At 53.0% G+C, this 16,859-nt stretch carries 15 protein-coding genes and 1 pseudogene; 8 read left to right on the plus strand and 8 right to left on the minus strand.

Annotated elements, in window-relative coordinates; all coding sequences use genetic code 11:
- Positions 1 to 9: 9 nt before the first annotated feature.
- From H6G13_RS26565 to H6G13_RS26585, 5 genes are all read right to left on the minus strand, one after another.
- The gene (locus H6G13_RS26565) at positions 10 to 3,405 is read right to left on the minus strand and encodes a DEAD/DEAH box helicase family protein (protein WP_190488586.1); all 3,396 of its coding nucleotides are present in this window, start codon (positions 3,403 to 3,405) and stop codon (positions 10 to 12) included.
- Between the two features lie 147 nt (positions 3,406 to 3,552).
- Complete coding sequence (locus tag H6G13_RS26570) at positions 3,553 to 4,131, minus strand: Uma2 family endonuclease (protein WP_190488588.1); 579 nt, start codon at positions 4,129 to 4,131, stop codon at positions 3,553 to 3,555.
- A 43-nt stretch (positions 4,132 to 4,174) separates the two neighbouring features.
- A complete protein-coding gene (locus H6G13_RS26575) occupies positions 4,175 to 4,399 on the minus strand; it encodes a DUF433 domain-containing protein (RefSeq protein WP_190488590.1) in 225 nt (74 codons plus the stop codon).
- Positions 4,400 to 4,443: 44 nt separating this feature from the next.
- Positions 4,444 to 4,827 (minus strand): DUF4926 domain-containing protein, encoded by a 384-nt coding sequence (locus tag H6G13_RS26580; RefSeq protein ID WP_190488592.1) that lies wholly within the window; start codon positions 4,825 to 4,827, stop codon positions 4,444 to 4,446.
- Positions 4,817 to 5,158, minus strand: coding sequence for a DUF6883 domain-containing protein (locus H6G13_RS26585; RefSeq protein WP_190488594.1), 342 nt, complete (start codon positions 5,156 to 5,158; stop codon positions 4,817 to 4,819). Before H6G13_RS26585 ends, H6G13_RS26580 begins: the two co-directional genes overlap by 11 nt.
- A 153-nt stretch (positions 5,159 to 5,311) precedes the next feature.
- Between H6G13_RS26585 and H6G13_RS26590 the strand changes: the two genes are divergently transcribed.
- Complete coding sequence (locus H6G13_RS26590) at positions 5,312 to 6,016, plus strand: isochorismatase family cysteine hydrolase (protein WP_190488596.1); 705 nt, start codon at positions 5,312 to 5,314, stop codon at positions 6,014 to 6,016.
- 4 nt (positions 6,017 to 6,020) lie between these two features.
- On the opposite strand, the gene H6G13_RS26595 is transcribed toward H6G13_RS26590, so the two are convergent.
- Positions 6,021 to 7,187, minus strand: coding sequence for a restriction endonuclease subunit S (locus H6G13_RS26595; RefSeq protein WP_190488598.1), 1,167 nt, complete (start codon positions 7,185 to 7,187; stop codon positions 6,021 to 6,023).
- Positions 7,184 to 8,686, minus strand: a complete 1,503-nt coding sequence (locus tag H6G13_RS26600; RefSeq protein ID WP_190488601.1) for a class I SAM-dependent DNA methyltransferase — start codon at positions 8,684 to 8,686, stop codon at positions 7,184 to 7,186. The genes H6G13_RS26595 and H6G13_RS26600 overlap by 4 nt, the downstream gene beginning before the upstream one ends.
- 388 nt (positions 8,687 to 9,074) lie before the next feature.
- On the opposite strand from H6G13_RS26600, the gene H6G13_RS29590 reads away from it, so the two are divergent.
- The 4 genes from H6G13_RS29590 (at position 9,075) to H6G13_RS26620 (ending at position 12,684) form a co-directional block, all read left to right on the plus strand.
- Positions 9,075 to 10,334, plus strand: coding sequence for a WYL domain-containing protein (locus H6G13_RS29590; protein ID WP_190488603.1), 1,260 nt, complete (start codon positions 9,075 to 9,077; stop codon positions 10,332 to 10,334).
- Between the two features lie 197 nt (positions 10,335 to 10,531).
- Positions 10,532 to 11,584 (plus strand): type IV pilin-like G/H family protein, encoded by a 1,053-nt coding sequence (locus H6G13_RS26610; protein ID WP_190488605.1) that lies wholly within the window; start codon positions 10,532 to 10,534, stop codon positions 11,582 to 11,584.
- 118 nt (positions 11,585 to 11,702) lie between these two features.
- On the plus strand, positions 11,703 to 11,858 hold the full coding sequence (locus tag H6G13_RS26615) for a hypothetical protein (protein WP_190488607.1): 156 nt from the start codon (positions 11,703 to 11,705) through the stop codon (positions 11,856 to 11,858).
- Between the two features lie 163 nt (positions 11,859 to 12,021).
- Positions 12,022 to 12,684, plus strand: a complete 663-nt coding sequence (locus H6G13_RS26620) for a hypothetical protein (protein WP_190488608.1) — start codon at positions 12,022 to 12,024, stop codon at positions 12,682 to 12,684.
- A 277-nt stretch (positions 12,685 to 12,961) separates the two neighbouring features.
- Here H6G13_RS26620 and H6G13_RS26625 read toward each other — a convergent pair.
- Positions 12,962 to 14,054: pseudogene (locus H6G13_RS26625) on the minus strand (transposase).
- Positions 14,055 to 14,296: 242 nt separating this feature from the next.
- Here H6G13_RS26625 and H6G13_RS26630 point away from each other — a divergent pair.
- From H6G13_RS26630 to H6G13_RS26640, 3 genes are all read left to right on the plus strand, one after another.
- Positions 14,297 to 14,857: an RNA polymerase subunit sigma-24 gene (locus H6G13_RS26630; protein ID WP_190488609.1), complete on the plus strand. Its 561-nt coding sequence runs from the start codon at positions 14,297 to 14,299 to the stop codon at positions 14,855 to 14,857.
- Positions 14,858 to 15,070: 213 nt separating this feature from the next.
- The gene (locus tag H6G13_RS26635; protein ID WP_190488611.1) at positions 15,071 to 15,661 is read left to right on the plus strand and encodes a hypothetical protein; all 591 of its coding nucleotides are present in this window, start codon (positions 15,071 to 15,073) and stop codon (positions 15,659 to 15,661) included.
- Between the two features lie 39 nt (positions 15,662 to 15,700).
- Entirely contained in the window at positions 15,701 to 16,330 is a 630-nt protein-coding gene (locus H6G13_RS26640; RefSeq protein ID WP_190488613.1) for a hypothetical protein, read from the plus strand.
- Positions 16,331 to 16,859: the final 529 nt, after the last annotated feature.

The following is a 16,859-nucleotide window of genomic DNA, read 5'->3' on the forward strand; positions in this document are numbered from 1 at the left end:
TTTTCCTGATTAGGCTGCGCTGAACTGAAAGCCGACGGTGTCGTTGAAGGAGCGGATGATGGTGATAATCTGGTCGGCATCGGCGTCTTTGAAGACGCCATCGAGACCATCGCTGTGGAAGTCGGAGAAGGGGGCTTCGTAGAGTTGGCCAAGATCCATTACTCCTTTTTGGGTGAGGTAGTCGATGATGGTTTCGACGAAGCGGATCTGGTTGGCGCTGAGATTACCTCCTTCTAGGTAGCGGGAAAAGGCTTGTTTGGCGGCGTTGCGATCGCAACCCACCAGTTGCCGGATAAATAGCTTGAGGCTGAGGTCTTTGCCGTAGACTTCTTCGAAGCGATCGCGACTCTCGATCTCTTCAGAGCCAAAGAGCATAGTTTCCAAGGATGCTAGATCAGCTTCGGTGAGTGAGATATTGCGCTTGAGCTTGGCGATCGCAACGTGGTTCTCGTTCTCTTTGATGTAAGCTTCGACTTTTTTGCGGTACTGGTAGGGGCTAAAGCCGGGCTGCCGCAGGGGGATGTCGATCTCTTCGATTTCGCCAAGTTCGTCGATAAAGTCGGTGTAGATGATGGGCTGCTCAGTACGCTCGACGAAGCGAATTAGATCGCGCAGTTTGAGGCGCAGCTGCTCGATCATGGGCAGGGTGATGTCTGTCCAATAGCTCTCGTTTTGGGCCTCTTCGATGAGCGTGAGCTGGGCTTTGACCATGGGGATATCGCGCTTTTCCTCGAGCTGGGTGAGGACATCACGCACTTTGTCCCGAAGCCGGATGAAGTCGGGGGATTGCCTAAGCAGGGTAATCTGCAGGTTGAAGCAGAGGAGGTCGAAGCGCTTGGCTAGGGCGTTCTCGGAGGGGAGAGTATTGGGCAGGGGGGCCAGGGTTTCGGTGATGGCTTCGATGTCATTTTCATCGAGGCGCTCCCAGCGTTCGCGATCGGCGAACTCTTCGACCTGGCGCAGATGGCGGCGTACTAAGAAGTTTTCGCGCTCCATGCTGGTAACGTGCTGGTGCAGGTCGTTGAGCAGGCCGTCGCGGAGAGCGGCTTGGTCAGGATCGTTTTGGCGGTCGGGCTGGCTCAGGGTTTGGGCCAGGGTGAGGCGGGCCTTGACTAGGCGAGAGGTAATGCTTTCAGCGGGGCGCTGGTTAGCTTCTGCGACTTCCTGGGCAAAGAACTCGAAGTTGCTGCACAGGTCAAAGACGAGAAAAGCCTGTTTGTGTTCGCCAGGGCCAAAGAGGTTGTGGCACAGGCGAGTGCCGCGCCCGATCATCTGGTTGAACTTGACCTGGGAATACACCGGCTTGAAAAAGACCAGGTTCACCACTTCAGGCACGTCTACGCCGGTGTCGAGCATGTCTACGGAGACGGCGATGGTGGGCTGTTTGGCGGGGTCAGAGAAGGCATCGAGCAGGCTTTGAGCGTAGCTGTCGTGACTGTCAATGATCTGGGCGAACTGGCCTTTGAGGTGGGGGTAGTTGTGGTCGAAGCGCTCGACGATGTATTCGGCGTGTTTGTGGCTGCGGGCAAAGATAATGGTCTTGCCCAGGCGATCGCCGCCGTCTACCTTGAGCCCTCGCTCCATTAGAATTTCTAGGGCCTGATCTACGGTACTTTCGTTGAAGAGCCAGCGGTAGAGGGCAGCGGCATTGACCCGATCGGGAATTTCGCCGGTTTCTTCGTCGCGGAATTTCTCCTCGTACTCTTCCTGCTCTGCGGGAGTGAGGTCGGCATATCTGACGCCCTTACGCATAAATTTGAAGGGCACTTTGACGCCTTTGGGCGGCACCAGGTAGCGGTCGTCAATGGCGTCTGAGAGTTCGTAGGCAAAGGTAGGGTTGCCCTGCTCTAGCTCAAAGATGCGGTAGGTATCGCGGTGGACTTCGGTACGGGGGGTAGCGGTGAGGCCCACCAACAGGGAGTCGAAGTACTGGAAGAGGGCGCTGTATTTTTTGTAAATGGAGCGGTGGGCTTCATCCACGATCACCAGGTCGAAGTAGCCGGGGCCGAAGAGCCGCTGGGTGCCCTGGTTGCGGTTGATGCGGTTGAGCATGGTGGGGTAGGTAGACAGCACCACGTTGGCGCTCTCGGCATCAGGGTCTTTGGTCAGGTCGATGACGGTGGCATCGGGCAGTTGGGACTTAAAGACGCGCAGGGTCTGGGTTAGCAGGGCGGTGCGATCAGCCAGGAAGAGGACTCGCTTGACCCAGTTGGCCTGCATCAGCAGGTCTACCAGGGCAATGGCAGTGCGGGTTTTGCCGGTGCCAGTGGCCATCACCAGCAAGGTTTTGCGGGCGTTTTTCTGGAAGGTTTCAGCGATGCGGCGGATGGCCTCTTGCTGGTAGCTGCGGTTGACGATGCCAGCGTTGATCGGCACCAGGTGGAGCGGTTTGCGGTGGGCGCGGCGAAAGATGGCGCGCTCTAGTTCGAGCTTTTTCAAGAAGCCGTCGATGCGGCGAGGTGGGTACTGGGCATCGTCCCAGATCCAGGTTTCGTAGCCGTTGGTGTAAAAAATGATGGGCCGCTGGCCAAACTTGGCTTCGAGGCAGTCGGCGTAGAGTTTGGCCTGCTGTTTGCCAGCGGTGGGGCTGTTGCGGGTGCGCTTGGCTTCGACCAGGGCCAGGGGTTTGCCGTTGTCGCCCCAGAGCACGTAGTCTACGTAGCCGGTGCCGGTGTCGGTAGGCATGCCCTGGACTTCGACTTCTGTCCAGCCGGGTTGCTCGATGGGCCAGCCTGCTTCTTTGAGCAGAACGTCGATCAGGTAGCGGCGGGTGTCGGCTTCGTTGTAGTCATGGGTATCGGGAACGGTCTCGTTCTGGGCTTTGAGGGCGTCGATTTGGGCTTTGAGTTCGGCCAGTTGGGCTTCGCTCTGCTGTCTGCGCTCTTCGGCAATGCGGCGCATCTCGTCGGCTTGGGAGAGCTGGGCCTGTAGCTCCTGCACCTGCTTGAAGGAGATGTCTTGGCGGGTGCTGTCGGCCTGGGGCAGCAGGTCGCGGTCAAACTCTAGTTTGGGCAGGTTGCGCCCATCGGGCGCGTAGAAGCGGCAGAGCCAGTAGAGGAAGTGGAAGAGTTCTTGGGCGACGCGAAAGGCGTCTCGCTGAGTGATGGGGCTAGCTTCGTGGGCAGATCGGTTGCCGGTCGTATGGATGATGCGGATCTTCTGGAAGAGGCCGGGCTTGAGGTTGTCTTTGAAGCTTTGCTCGTGGATGAGGGCGGCCAGGTTATTGTCGTAGGGCAGCTGCAAGCCGGGGTCGTTGTCGTAGAGCCAGTGGACAGTCTGCTCTAGGGTAAAGCGGGCATAGAAGCAGCTGGCGCGGGGTGCAGAAAAGACCAGGCGCTCGGCCTGGGAGGCATGCTCAAAGAGGGAGGGAAAGCGCTGTTGGAGAAAGTCAAAGTTGGATGGCATGGAATAGTTCCAACTACTGGGGAGCGAGTAGCAGACACCTCAAGGATGCCCAATCTTTCTGTGAAGGGGCCGAAAATCCGGATAAAGCTTTCGTGTAAGTTGTTTTGGGAGAGTTTTACGCGTCTGTGACGACTCTGAAACTTGCGGTTACTGGGCTGTCTCTTCTAGGGTCACATCTTCGTAGAGGGCGGCGAGGGTATCGGTGAAGTCGAGGCTGTCGAGGTGAAAGGTACCTGTGTCGGGGGTGTAGTATTGCAACACCCAGAGGCCCGCTTCGTTGCGGCGAAAGCATTCGACGCGCTGGTGGCGGGTGTTGATCAAGACGTATTCTTGCAGGCTCTCTAGGGTCTGGTAGTCGGCAAATTTGTCGCCTCGGTCAAAGGCTTCTGTGGAGCCGGAGAGCACTTCAACAATGAGCTTGGGGAAGCGTTTGTAGTCTGAGGTTTCTTGGTCGCGGGGGTCGCAGGTGACCAGGATGTCGGGGTAGAAAAAGCGGTTGCGGGCTTCGATGCGAGCTTTCATGTCGGAGATGTAGACCCGGCAGCCGGTGCCGCGAACGTGGTTGCGGAGGAGGCTAGCGAGATTGAGCGAGATGGTGACATGGGTATCACTAGCCCCGGCCATGGCGTAGACTTCGCCGTTGATGTACTCGTGCTTGGTGAGGCTATGGGCTTCTAGCTGGAGGTATTCGTCGGGAGTGAGGGGGGAGTGGGGGGAGGCAATCATGGGACCAAACTTGGGGAGAGATTTTGGTCAAACAGAAGGAGTCTCATGGCTGAACTGTAACGGTTAGGCGCTCATGCTGAGCGGTGAACCAGAGGCAGGCAAGGATATCTGTCTGAGTCAGGTAGGGAAAGTCTTCTAGGATTTCGGTTTGGCTCATGCCGGAGGCTAAATACTCCAGCACATCGTAAACGGTGATTCGCATTCCCCGAATGCAAGACTTTCCGCCTCGTTTTCCAGACTCTAGGGTAATTGTGGTTCGGTAATCCATTGCGGGAAACAAGTTCAGTTGCTTTCTTGGGGTTCCGACGATTATTAATGAGTTTTCTTATTGGCCTTCTTGAACCTAAAAACAATTCGATTTCTAGGGTTCGCCCGTACCGCCCAGCCTGAATGAGGTAGGCCTCGTTGGTGAGCCGGAGGAAGGGAGGAGCGCCCAGAAGTTTTTTGTGGTGAGGGTTCGGAGGCAGACCGCACGCTTAACATATCGCTGGAGCTTAAGGGCTTGATGGCAGATCTCGGCACGGCCACAACCGCGATCGCTTCTCCGATGGCGTTGAAAACTTCTAAGACACAGCCCTCTTCACCACTACAAGGGTGAGGGACAAAATCGACTAGCGTGGCAATGTCGCCCTCTCTCAAGGCGTGGTCAGGCAGGTCTTGGGTTAGCGCTACTTCTTTGTAGAGTTCAAGCGTCATCACGCGCCTCCCGGTAGGGTTTTAGGGTAACGAACTGGAATTTGCCGTCTGCTTGCCGCTTTAGCCAGATTGTAGCAACCGCGAGATTCACACCATTGACTCCTATCAGCTGGCCAATCACTTGGTAGAAGGTGCCGTATTCATTGGTAGAGTCTTCTACTGCATCGGCGGAGGCTGCTAGCACTCGAATCGCTGCTAATAGAGCCTCCGGATTTGCTTGGGTAAACCCAGCTTGGGCCAAAAACTGAGATTTGTCATTTCTGGGTTTGAGAACGAGCAGGTATTGGGTTAGTTTTTCATCAGGGATAACAGCTTCGGCTGGTATTTTCACACGAACTCACCCATAACTCAGTACTTACTGCCCGCCCACTAACTCCAGGTATCTGATCAAACTCCATTTAGAGAATGTTAGGGAAGAACGGATGGGATTTGGGCAGCACTCTAGACTGGGGTCGAGTTTGGCTGTTGAGTGGGGGTTCATGGGATGGCGACTGAGGTTTCGATTTCGGCTTTGCCCTATCCGCTGACGCTGACGCTGGAGCAGACGGCGCTGCTGGTGATTGATATGCAGAACGACTTCTGCTCTGTGGGCGGTTGGGTGAACCAGATGGGATTTGATGTGAAACCGACGCGGCAGCCGATTGAGCCGCTGCAAAGGCTATTGATGGGGCTGCGGCAGACGCCTGTAACCATCATTCATACCCGCGAGGGGCATCGCCCTGACTTGAGCGATTGCCCGCCGCATAAGCTGGAGCGCTCTCGGTGGCGGGGCGCGGAGATCGGCAGCGAGGGGCTGATGGGTCGTTTTTTGACCCGTGGCTCGAAGAGCCATGACTTTGTGGATGAGCTGCAGCCGTTGCCGGATGAAATTGTGCTGGATAAGCCAGGGAAAGGGGCCTTTGTGGCAACGGATCTGGACTTGATTTTGCGGCAGCGGGGCATTCGCCACCTGATTTTTACGGGAGTGACGACGGAGTGCTGTGTGCACACGACGCTGCGCGATGCGAATGATCTGGGTTATGAGTGCCTGCTATTAGAGGACTGCTGCGCCTCGCTAGACCCGGAGTTTCACCGCGCCTCGGTGGAGATGGTGCATTACGTGTTTGGCTGGGTGGCTAACTCAAAGATGCTATTGGAGGCGTTGGGGATGGAGGCACAGCAGCCCTTGGTAGAAGGGGTTTGGGCTTAAGGTTTCAAAGTTCGCCGCGAAAGGCTTGTTGAAGTAGGGAGTTGAAGAAGCCTTCAGATTTAGCATAGGCTTGGCTCAACTTGCTTCGACATTCCCAAGTTTTGGTCGCTTGCTGAAGAAATAAGTCTTGCTTGTCTTGCGACGGCAAAATAATAGGAAGGCGCTTAATATCAACTAAATGTAAATGCTTAACAGCTACTCCTTTAATATCTCCTGAGTAGTGAGAGCGAACACAAGGTTCATTAAGAAGCGTAGCCAGGAAAATCGGGTGAATAGAAGAATCTTTTAGCTTTATTAGAGCCACGCTTTCAAACAAGCTAAACTCCATGTCTCGATCAACCACTGCTGCTTCCCCAATAGTTCCACTCTTGGTTAGCAATACATCACCTTTCTGGGGATGGCATCGACGGGTAAGACTTTCGTGCTCAGCTTGTGAGATAAATCGCGTATCTTGCCAGTCGATCTTGTGTGACCTTACATTCCTTGCAGATAAGAATGGAACACCAAAATCAAGGTAGGTCGGCGTTTTGTGAGTTCCATCTGTAACCTTTGCTAAATGCTCTAACTCAACAGATCTCCAACCTTTAGGATTAGAGATAGGGTCGCCGAACATTTCTAGGAATTGCGATCGCAACAACTCCTCAGTCAGACGAATCGCCTCTCTCCGCTTCCGCCGCACCTCATCAGCCTTATCCAAAATCGCTGCAATCCGCCGCTGCTCCTCCAAAGGCGGAAGCGGAATTGGAGTATTACGGATAATTTGTTGACTTATATTAGGCTGTGCTCCGCCAACACGCTGTTCTAGCCACTTAGGTACTTGTTGTTGAAGCGCATGAAACATATAACGCTGATCAGCAATTTTCTCGTCAGGGACAATATGACAAACTGCTTGGTTACTAGTTGCTTCTATTCCTAAGATAGCAATGCGTCCAACAGTGGCTCCATACATGGCAACCAATAAGGCTCCTGAAGGAATCATTTTTACACTTGTTTCCTTCAAAGCTACTTCCGTAATTTTCTCCTCAGTATCAAAGACAATAGACTCTCTTAATTCCCCAGACTTAACCCAAGGAATCGTACCACTATAGTATTTTGCTTCTTGCTCTCTTGAGGGTGTTCCGCCACTTCCTGTACGACAAAACTCCCCAATAGGTTTTGTTTGCCAAATCATCCCAACAACCCCTCAAGCACATCCAAATCAGCTTGAATTTCCGCTTCGAGATCTCGCAGCTTCTGCAAAATCACTTTCGGTGGCTCATACTGCACTTCCTCATAAGCAACCTCTTTGTACCGATTGATCGAGAGGTCATACCCATTCGCCGCAATCTCATCCTTCGGCACAAAAAACGCCTTCCCTGCCCGATTCATATCCGTCTGCGGGTCTTTGTTCCGCCAACACTTCAGCAAGTCAGGAATATCGTTCTCCGCCACCGGCTGCCGCTTGTCATCGAGCGAGTAGCCATCCGCCTCCATGTCGTAAAACCACACATGGTCAGTGCCCCCCACCCCCGTCTTCGTGAAGATCAGCACCGCCGTAGACACCCCCGCATAGGGCTTAAACACCCCCGACGGCATCGAAATCACCCCGTCGAGCTTGTGCTCCTCCACCAGCGATTGGCGAATCGTCTTGTGCGCCTTTGACGAGCCAAACAGCACCCCATCCGGCACAATTACCGCACCGCGACCGCCCAGCTTCAGCAGCCGCAAAAACAGCGCCACAAACAGCAGCTCCGTCTTCGCCGTCGAGACGATCTTGGTCAGGTCTTTGGCAATGGTGGACTTGTCAATCGACCCCTTGAATGGCGGATTCGCCAGGATCAGCGTAAACTGCTCCTCCACCCCGGCATGGTCTTCCGAGAGCGAGTCTCGCGCCTCAATCTTCGGGTTCTCTACCCCGTGCAGCATCATGTTCATGCTGCCAATCCGCAGCATGGTGCCGTCAAAGTCAAACCCGTGAAACATTTCCCGGTCAAAATGCTCCCGGTTCCCCGGCGCATTTAGCAGCCAGTTGCCCTCAGAATCCTTCTGCTCGCGCAGGTACTCTGCCGACGCCACCAAAAAGCCCGCCGTGCCGCAGGCCGGATCACAAATCACTTCTCTCGGCCCTGGTGCCATCAGCTCCACCATCATCCGAATGATGTGGCGCGGTGTGCGAAACTGCCCGTTTTGCCCTGCCTGCGACAGCTTCGAGAGCATGTACTCATAGAGGTCGCCCATCAGATCCACATAGGATCTGTCTTCAGAGGCATCGGCCTGCCGCTTCAGCATCTCCAGCATTTCATCCACGCGATCCACCGCATCCCGCAGCAGCGCTGCACTAGCGATGAGAAACACTGCATCCTTCATGTAGTGGGCGTAGGTATTGCCCCCGCCCAGCGTCTTGATAAAAGGAAACGCCTCATCCCGCACCGCCACCAGCCGCTCTTGGTCGGGCAGGTTCTTAAAGTGTGACCAACGGCAGCGCTGCTGATCCTCGGGGAAAATCGGGTCTTTAACAGGTCGCCCGGTGCGGTTAGCCTGCTTCTCCTTGCGCAACTGCTCGTCATCCAGCCGCCGCATAAACAGCAGGTAAGAGATCTGCTCAATCACCGACAGCGGATTGCTGATGCCGTTGCTCCAGAAGGTCTCCCACAGCTTATCGACCTTCGATCTCAATTCACCTGTGATCATGCGCTAACTCCGGACTCTGAAAAAAAGCTTTAAGCGGCCTGCCTGCAAGCAAATCAGTATAGCCGTCGCCATTCAACACCGAGCAGAGGTCAGTCAGAAAGCGACCCAGTCTCGGCGTTTGACCGCTTAGCCCTGCCCTAGGCGTTCTGACCCAAGCTACAGATAGGGTGCCCACGCCAGCACAGGCAACCCTTTTCCTTGCAGACTGAAAAACTTGACTAGACCAACCGCACCTTGGCACAAAAACCATCCCTTAAGCCAGAAATTCACAGGATTACATAAAACCCTCGCCAGCCTGCAAAATTCTTTTAACCGCCCAGTCTCCTAGTGCTAGCCTTGCCGTAACAGAATCTTTTCTTTCTAAGCCCACTACTCAGCCAGCTCAGTAGTGCAAACTCAGCCCATGCCGCCCCAAAGCCTCATGAACCCCCCAACCACCCCTCCACCCTCCCACCCATCTACCTCTCTACCCTCCCCTCAATTGCCAGAGAAGTACTTCAGCCGCAACGCCTTCGAGCGGCTCATGACGCTGATCGCCACGCTGGTTCGCTTTCCGGGCGTGGGCTACCTAGAAAAAGACAAGACTGAGGACAGCCACCACAACGCCCTAGAAGAAGTTCACAGGTACGTTTTAGAAACCGCTGAGCAGCAGGGCATTACCCTCAAGAAATGCACCCCTCACTCTCTCCACAAAGATCTCAAAACTCTTAGAACCTACGGCATTCTCGATGAGCGGATGTACCGCTGGGGCTACTTCCTGGGCACCGGAGCCCTAAGCCAGGAGGACGTTGCCAAAGTGCTCAACGTCCTCCACTCCCAGGCCCAGTACCAGCGAGACACTCAAATCAAGCAGCTCTACGAACGCCTAGCCAAACGTCTCAAGGGGGCCGCCGCCAAAGAAACCCTGTTCTACCCCGTCAGAGCCCAGTGGAACCGCTCCATCATCGAGACCGACCCCATCGAGCGCATGAGCCACGGCAGCGGTCCTCGCAGCCTGTTCGACGCTATCGAGATCGTTGAAGCGGCCATCCTCAATGGACAAGCCTTGGAACTGTGCCGCCGCGCTAATCCCTATGGCGACAAGGTGCAGTCCCGCTTTCAGGTCTGGCCTCTCCAGCTGCTGCATTACGATATCGCCTGGTACCTAATCCATCAAGACTGCGACAACAAGCACCTAGCCATCTCACGGATTGATCGCCTGTCGGATGAGTGCTTTGTCTCCAAAGACCAGCGGCGGAGCCTAGACGAACAGCGCCGCAGCCTTCAGCAGGCTCACAGTTTACTAGAGAATGGCTGGGGCCTGTTCCTAGGCAAACCTCAAGACCAATCTCAGGAGCTACGGGGCAAGCTTGAGCCTGTTGAAATTAGAGTGCGCTTCTACCCCAGAGTCATGGCATTTATTGCAGAGGGCGCACTGCGGCACCCCACCCAGGAACTTGAGGAAGGCCCGATTGACCCTACAACCCGCAGACCAGCCTTTGTAGACTACCTCGTCAAACTGCCCAAACGCTCAGTTTCAGAGTTTAGCCTGTGGGTCCATCGTTTTATGGGCAATGCTCAAGTCATCTCACCGGGCTGGCTGGTTCAAGAACACTTAGAAGCTGCCTCTAGGCAAGTCGCGTATTACACCAGCAATCTAGACACTTAAAAAAGAAAGTATTTACTGTTCAGACTCTAGTCGCATAGAAACCCTATCAATAAATACTCAAAAGCGTACAACTTCAGCACTATTCACTCTTCGCTTTTTTGAGCCCTGGCCCAGTGGTTTGACTAAGGTAGAAACATCAGTTGGCCCCGCCAGCTCCCAAATGCCCCCACTACCTCATCCACAGGAGCCAAGGATTCATGTCCTCATCTACCCTCGTCGAGCAGGCGAAGCAGGGCGATCCAGATGCGATCGCATCTTTGATCAACCAGTCCCTGCAGCCTAAAGGCATCACTGTTAATGCAACTCTTAACCGAAATTTCCTAACGATCCTGGCCGAGTCAGAAACGACGCCCGATCAAAAGTCAGTCACACAATCTATTGAAAAAGGTATTGGTGCGCTTAAGCCCCAAGGCATTGAGCGCATTGTGATCAAGGGCAAAGCCAGCGGTCAAAAAAGCCCCGCTTGGCGCAGCCTCGTTGAACTTGCCCAGCCTGCGGCTGAGGGCATTGCTGCTGATGCAAAGGTGCGGCAATGGCGAGGCAGCGGCAGAGCAAGACAAGCCCTAACCTGGCTCAAAGGTACCCGAGATTTACTCAACACAGCCCTGTTGGCAGGTATTCTCCTAGCCCTGCTGGCGGGTAGCCGTAATCTTGGCCCGAGCCGCGAGTACTGGGAATATACGGTGGAGGGCGTCGAAGACGGCCTCTTTGAACTCACTATGCAGGAGTTGGGGGCTCAGGGCTGGGAGCTGGCCTCTGCGCGGCGGGCCGTCTCTGGCGAGGGCGAATACAGCGAAGGGCTCTATGAGGTCATCTTCAGAAGGCCCGTGACTGCAGCCCAAGCTCGCCGCAACCTAAAAGAGGCTCAGGCAAGCCAGGCGACGCTAGCTATCGAGGGCAGTGAACGATTGGCTCGTTTGAGGCTGAGCAGCGCGTTACGAGCACAGCAGTTTTATCGCATTACTGAAGACAGGCTGGCTAGCAGCTTTAGAGAGCTTGAGCTGAGCTCGTTGGAGAACGACGAAGACTACACCTACAGCCTCACAGTGATAAACGACAGAGCCGCACAGGTTACTGCCGTAGGCAAACAGCCAGGCCTCAGGAGCTACGTCGGTGCGGTATTCGTCGTGGGCAGCAGCACAGAAATCATCATCTGCAGCAGCGAGCAACCCTCGCAGACAGCACCCCCTACCCCAACCTTGTCTGGCAGCACGCCTCAATGCGCCGAAGGTTCTCAAGTAGCCGATTAAAGCTTCCTGAACCATCGCCTGCTTGATCTCAAGCAAGCACAGCCCGCTCCCTCAGACCCCCCGGTTTCGAGAGGGCACAGAGTCCCTTTGTCCTTGTTCCTGCATCTACTAAAATCCCATGATCGAAGCACTCATCACAGCCAGCCTCATCCTGTACTTCTTTACCAAGGCCATCTTTGCCAAACCCCCCGCCAAGTCTGTCGAAGAACAGTTAGGGGAGTCCATCACCAAATATCTCTCTAAGAGCATCAAGGTGAAGCTCGAGAAGGACTAGTTGAAATGCTCAACGCCGCTCTCCCAGCTAGTCAATGCATCTAATGCTCGTACAGCTTTGGACTGTAAAGGCTTGGTGGAGGCTCACCCAAGCCTCCGGAATAAATCAAGACTGCTGGAGCAATCGTTAAAAGCACTTTGATGTAGCCAGGCTCAATATTGCCATGCGCGAATTCTACGAAGTTGTTCAAGCTACCACCCAAGAGCAACGCCATAACCTTGGGGAGCTTACTGGCTCAAGTTTTGGCAGTTCCCCTGAAACGCTGTGTAACCATATCCGCTACCTACGAGCAGGCACGATTGGCCAAATCTTTTGGGATAAATCTTGGAAGCAGGTCGTCACCGATGTGGCAGATCACATCGGCATTGACTGGCTCGCAGTCTTAAAGGGTAGAAAATGGCGCGACCTAGAGGCCAAGGAAATTGAAGTGGCTGTTGTTGCCAAACTCTTTCAGGACATACTGGACAAACTATCCTCTGAGCAACGCCAGCAGCTGGTTATGGAGATGAAACAGGACAACGACGACCCCCGAGTTGAGGCACTGCTCACTGGAGGAGGTGCTATGGCCCTGGCAAAGATGAGCGGCTTTGGGGTCTACTTGATGGCAAGCACCGTACTGGGCGGACTCACTGGTGCTCTGGGCATCACCCTGCCGTTTGCCATCTACATGGGCATGAGCCAAACCATTGCCCTGATACTGGGTCCAATCGGTTGGGCAGCCTTAGCTGGAGGCGTTGTCTTTGCCCTCAACCAGCCTAACTGGAACCGCTTAACCTTGGCCGTTGTATATATCTCAACTATCCGGCACTCAAGGCCGCAAAGATAGCTTCAACTGCTGAGGGAGGGTCTAAAACATCAGGGTTGGCCAAACTAAAACTTCTAATGTTTTGTTCAAAGCTCAGGATCCACACAAAAACTTGATGTTCTCCGTTGAATTCATCTGAAGCATTTTAGAAGAAGTCACAGCGAATCTTGGCACTCGCCTGTTGTAGGCCCCAAAGTAGCCCTGAAAAAGTGAAATTGTATTTAGGACAACTTGATCAGTGGTACGACCTACTTCATCTAGATGTTTACGAAGTAGTAGCAAGGCTCATATCTTGCACCTAGAGATATGGACCTGAAATCCATGGCTCTGTAGTAAGTGCTGCTTGCGCTCAATTTCCTGCAAGAGCAGGACTACAACGAGATCTGACAAAGCGGCTTCGAGGATAACAGTGGCGGCTTGAGCCCAATCAGGCAGAGCCCTAGTGCCTATCGAGAGGTAGCCCCAGTGGGCCAAGATAAAGGCCACTAAAGAGAGCACCAGCCAGCGATACACCCCAAGCAAGCTCTGTTGACCAAAGCGGTGCAGGCCAAAGCGGTGCTTGGCAGTTTTGAAGAAGCCCTCTATCTGCCAGCGATGCCGCCCCCACCAGACAAGGGTGCTCGCTTTGAGGGGTTTGGTGGAGAGCACGTAACGCTTGAGCTTTTTGCCGTCGCGTTTGAGATAGAACCAGGCTATCGTCACCGGGAAGGGTAGACCTTGCAGATAGACCTGCTGCCCGGGCTTATGCAGATGGACCAGTTGCCTGCCATCGCTCAGCCTGCGGTCACACCGTACTCCCGTAATGGCAGCTTGAGCCGTCTAATGCCCTTGAGAAAGGTCACGGTACCAAAGGCAGCATCGGCTAGGACCATGAGCTTGAAGCTCGCTTTGAGCCAACGGGGTAACTGGCGCACCAACCGCAGGCCCAGTTGGACAGGGGAGGGGCTCTCCTTGCCACGGTAGAGGCGGAAGCTCCACGGGATGCGCCAGGGACCAACTACCAGGTACATCACCACCAGATGCACGCCTCGCTTGCCGTTCAAGACACTTACCAAGGGCTTGAATGTCTTAAACTTGCCTCGTTTCTCTAGCGTGGTCAAATCCAGGATGACCTGCAGATGAGGACGACGGCCTCGGGGCCGATACCGTTGCAATTGCTCTCGAAGCGCCCCTCGCACTTGGCGAATCACCCCTCGCACTGACCAAGCGTAGTGATTGAGGAAACGGCTCAGGGCGCTGGCTGACTTCAACCTACTGTGCTGGGGCAGAGGTGAGCCTTGAGCCCTGAGGAACAGTTCCAGAAAGGCATTGAGGCTCTCTCTTTGGTAGGGGCTCGGCATCTCCTCCAACAGTTGGTAAATTAGCTCTTGGGCGTGGGCAAGAATTTCCATTGTTCTTGCAGAGTATTGGTTTCACGCCCTTTCTCTCACCCCCTTGCCCCTGCTGCAAGATCTGAGAAGGTATATTTCATCCAGATTTCGTAAACCTCTAGATTCAAAAAAACTTACTAGAGCTTTATAAAAATGCTGCTGCATTGTAGGGTTTACGAATTTTTACTGTTTTCAACCGGTCGGGTTCCTCTTTAGGGTGTTAATTATCATTAACAGCTTTACCACTAAAGGAAGACTTATACATGGACACAAAAGACGCTGCTCAAAAGGCTGCCAAGATTAATGAAATTCGCAGCAGTGCAAAGACAGTGAAGGCCGTTGTCGAAACCGGTGCAGCAGCTAGTGCAGCTGTAAGTGCTGCAACAGGTTTATCCGTCGCAGCAACATCAGGGGCTGGCATTACTTCTGGTCTTGCTGCAGCTGGTGGTGTAGTAGGCGGTGGCATGGCTGCAGGGCCAGCAGTCTTAGCAGCAGGTCCTGCATACGCTGGTGCAAAGATTATCAACAATACTCTCTTCAAGGATGAAGGGGGGTTAGGTGAGGAGGAACGTGCTGCTCGAGCAGTCGCCCGAAAGGCTACAGGTCTGGGTGCCGCTGCGGGTGTAGCTGGGGCTGGGGCTGTCACAGTAGCTGGCGGAGCATCTGGCGCTGCAATTATGAGCACTCTTGCTGGTATTGGAGGTGTCGTTGGTGGTGGAGCTATTGCAGGTACAGCAGTTGTCGCTCTAGCTCCTGTTGCTGCCGCTGGAGCCCTTGGGTATGGAGTTTATAAGCTCTTTGGGGGTAGGAGAAGACGTAAATAATCCAGACTTAGCTGTCTATTTATTTAACGCTTAGTGAGCGAAGAATAAATCCTTCAAACTTGTACAAACAAGTCATCGTAAGGGCTCTATCTTTTCCTTCTATCGCAAAGCTGTACTCACTTTCTTCTACAACAAGCTAGCAAATAATCTGCAACTCGGATTAATTTCGTTTTTGTCTAAGCTTCTATCAGCCAGTTATTCTCAGAGCAAACTATGGACACTTCAACGCTTTCGCCATCTCAAGCAAGACTAAAGCTTACAATTATCAATAAGCAAGCTGAAGCAAAAAATAGTTACGAGCTCCATGCTGACATGAAAGATATGGGCTTGCCTGATGAAGTCATAGAAATATTAGAACAAATTTTGAGGGTCACATCCAAGGTTGCAGGCAAGGCGATTTCTATTGGGAAAATAATTGTCGTTAGTCTATTAGAGTATGCTAAAAAGCACCCGCTGCAAGTAGCAGGTCTCGCACTTGGTCTTGGTGCAACCTATGCTATCGGGCTTGCAGTTCATAGTTTATTTGCTGTAGCTCCAGCAGTATCTCACTGGTTCGGAATTGGACCTTTGCTGGCAAAATTAGTAGGAGTTATAGCAGGCTTATTTAAAACCGTTGCCATGCCGGTTATGGTTGCAGCACCTCTAGTTGGTGTTGTCGCTGGTGAGATGCTCGACAGAAAGTTCCCTATCGTTAGTCAAAGTGTTAAAGAAATAGCAGAAGGCTTTTTTGAGCTCTTCAGCCAAATTATTAACTCTCTGAAAGATGAATTTGACTTTGGTCAGACCAATCAAGCCTACAACTAGGCAATCAGTAAATCGAACCTCTAGAGATTAACAGTAGACATGTCTTACAGAAAACTCAGCAAAGAAGAAATTCTTAAGCTTATTGCTCAGCTTAAAAAAGATCCTGGTGCTAAATATCGCCTTCTAGCAGATTTAGGTATTACAACTGCTGGAATGGCGGGAGCAGGAGCTGTTGCTGCGCTAGCAGGAGCGAGCACTGTACCTGTTGGTTTCGGTATCACAGCATTGACAGGTGCTACTATAGCTGTCGCCGCTCCTGTTGCGTTAGTTGCAGGTGTAGCTGTAGCGGGTGGTGTGGCGGCTTTTGGTGTGACACAAGCAGTTAGATTCAAAGCTCGTCAACGTGGTCAACGCGAGCAAATGATCCGGCAACTAGAAGAGATGCTACGTGATGTAAATTACGCAGAAACTAAAGCAAAAGCAACTGAATCAGACAAAACTAAGTTTATTCTAATTTTAGAGGAACCTGTCAAGCTTAATTTAATCAGTCCTGAAGATGCTTCTGACTTGATTCAACTTGTCGAGCATGGCCAAATTACTCTCTTTGAAGCTTACCGGCTTGTAAAAGATATTCTCAAGGATTTCAACATAGATAAAGCAGAGAAGGCAAAAATCCTGTTGCCTAAATTATTAGGAGGAAGTACGGGTTCTGACCGTAAAGTCGTTTAAACGCCTCGTAGATTCCAAATTACCAGTGCTGCATTTGGGCGCAACTTAGTGTGATAACATTGCCCGAATAGTTGCATCTCGCACAACTAATCAACGACAGAATAAGCCTTTCAGGCGACGAAAGGGGCAAAAATCGGCTCTGTACTACTGATTTCTGAGAAGTTTTAGCCCGATTTTAGCCCAGGAGTGTACTAGTCAAACCCCTGATCCACGAGCGAGGTGCTCAAGATTTAGGCTAAGTTCATGCGGCTTTACAGGTGTTTTACGGCTGAGCTAGCTGAGAAAGTTTACATTAGAGCTGAAGCAAGCTAGCTCTCCTATAGCAAGCCTTTATGGATAACCGCCCTGGCATTGCTGCCGAGCTTATAAAGTCTTTCTAAAGCCCAAGCCAGATTTCAACCCGACCTCTATACTGACCCACGAGATGCGCAACGAGATTCAAATTATTACAGCAGGTCTGGGTTTCAAGCTCCTGAGCCAATCCAGCACGGTTGAGTAGATTCCAAACAATTTGACCTGCCAATGAGGG

Source organism: Pseudanabaena sp. FACHB-2040, assembly GCF_014696715.1.
In the GTDB taxonomy this organism is placed as follows: domain Bacteria; phylum Cyanobacteriota; class Cyanobacteriia; order Phormidesmidales; family Phormidesmidaceae; genus JACVSF01.

Coding starts and splice junctions, on each gene's coding strand:
- H6G13_RS26575 (WP_190488590.1), bottom strand. CDS start 4,399: ATGGATTACCGAACCACAATTACCCTAGAGTCTGGAAAACGAGGCGGA.
- H6G13_RS26590 (WP_190488596.1), top strand. CDS start 5,312: ATGGCGACTGAGGTTTCGATTTCGGCTTTGCCCTATCCGCTGACGCTG.
- H6G13_RS26635 (WP_190488611.1), top strand. CDS start 15,071: ATGGACACTTCAACGCTTTCGCCATCTCAAGCAAGACTAAAGCTTACA.
- H6G13_RS26615 (WP_190488607.1), top strand. CDS start 11,703: ATGATCGAAGCACTCATCACAGCCAGCCTCATCCTGTACTTCTTTACC.
- H6G13_RS26570 (WP_190488588.1), bottom strand. CDS start 4,131: ATGATTGCCTCCCCCCACTCCCCCCTCACTCCCGACGAATACCTCCAG.
- H6G13_RS26600 (WP_190488601.1), bottom strand. CDS start 8,686: ATGATCACAGGTGAATTGAGATCGAAGGTCGATAAGCTGTGGGAGACC.
- H6G13_RS26565 (WP_190488586.1), bottom strand. CDS start 3,405: ATGCCATCCAACTTTGACTTTCTCCAACAGCGCTTTCCCTCCCTCTTT.
- H6G13_RS26640 (WP_190488613.1), top strand. CDS start 15,701: ATGTCTTACAGAAAACTCAGCAAAGAAGAAATTCTTAAGCTTATTGCT.
- H6G13_RS26630 (WP_190488609.1), top strand. CDS start 14,297: ATGGACACAAAAGACGCTGCTCAAAAGGCTGCCAAGATTAATGAAATT.
- H6G13_RS26620 (WP_190488608.1), top strand. CDS start 12,022: ATGCGCGAATTCTACGAAGTTGTTCAAGCTACCACCCAAGAGCAACGC.
- H6G13_RS26595 (WP_190488598.1), bottom strand. CDS start 7,187: ATGATTTGGCAAACAAAACCTATTGGGGAGTTTTGTCGTACAGGAAGT.
- H6G13_RS26580 (WP_190488592.1), bottom strand. CDS start 4,827: ATGACGCTTGAACTCTACAAAGAAGTAGCGCTAACCCAAGACCTGCCT.
- H6G13_RS26610 (WP_190488605.1), top strand. CDS start 10,532: ATGTCCTCATCTACCCTCGTCGAGCAGGCGAAGCAGGGCGATCCAGAT.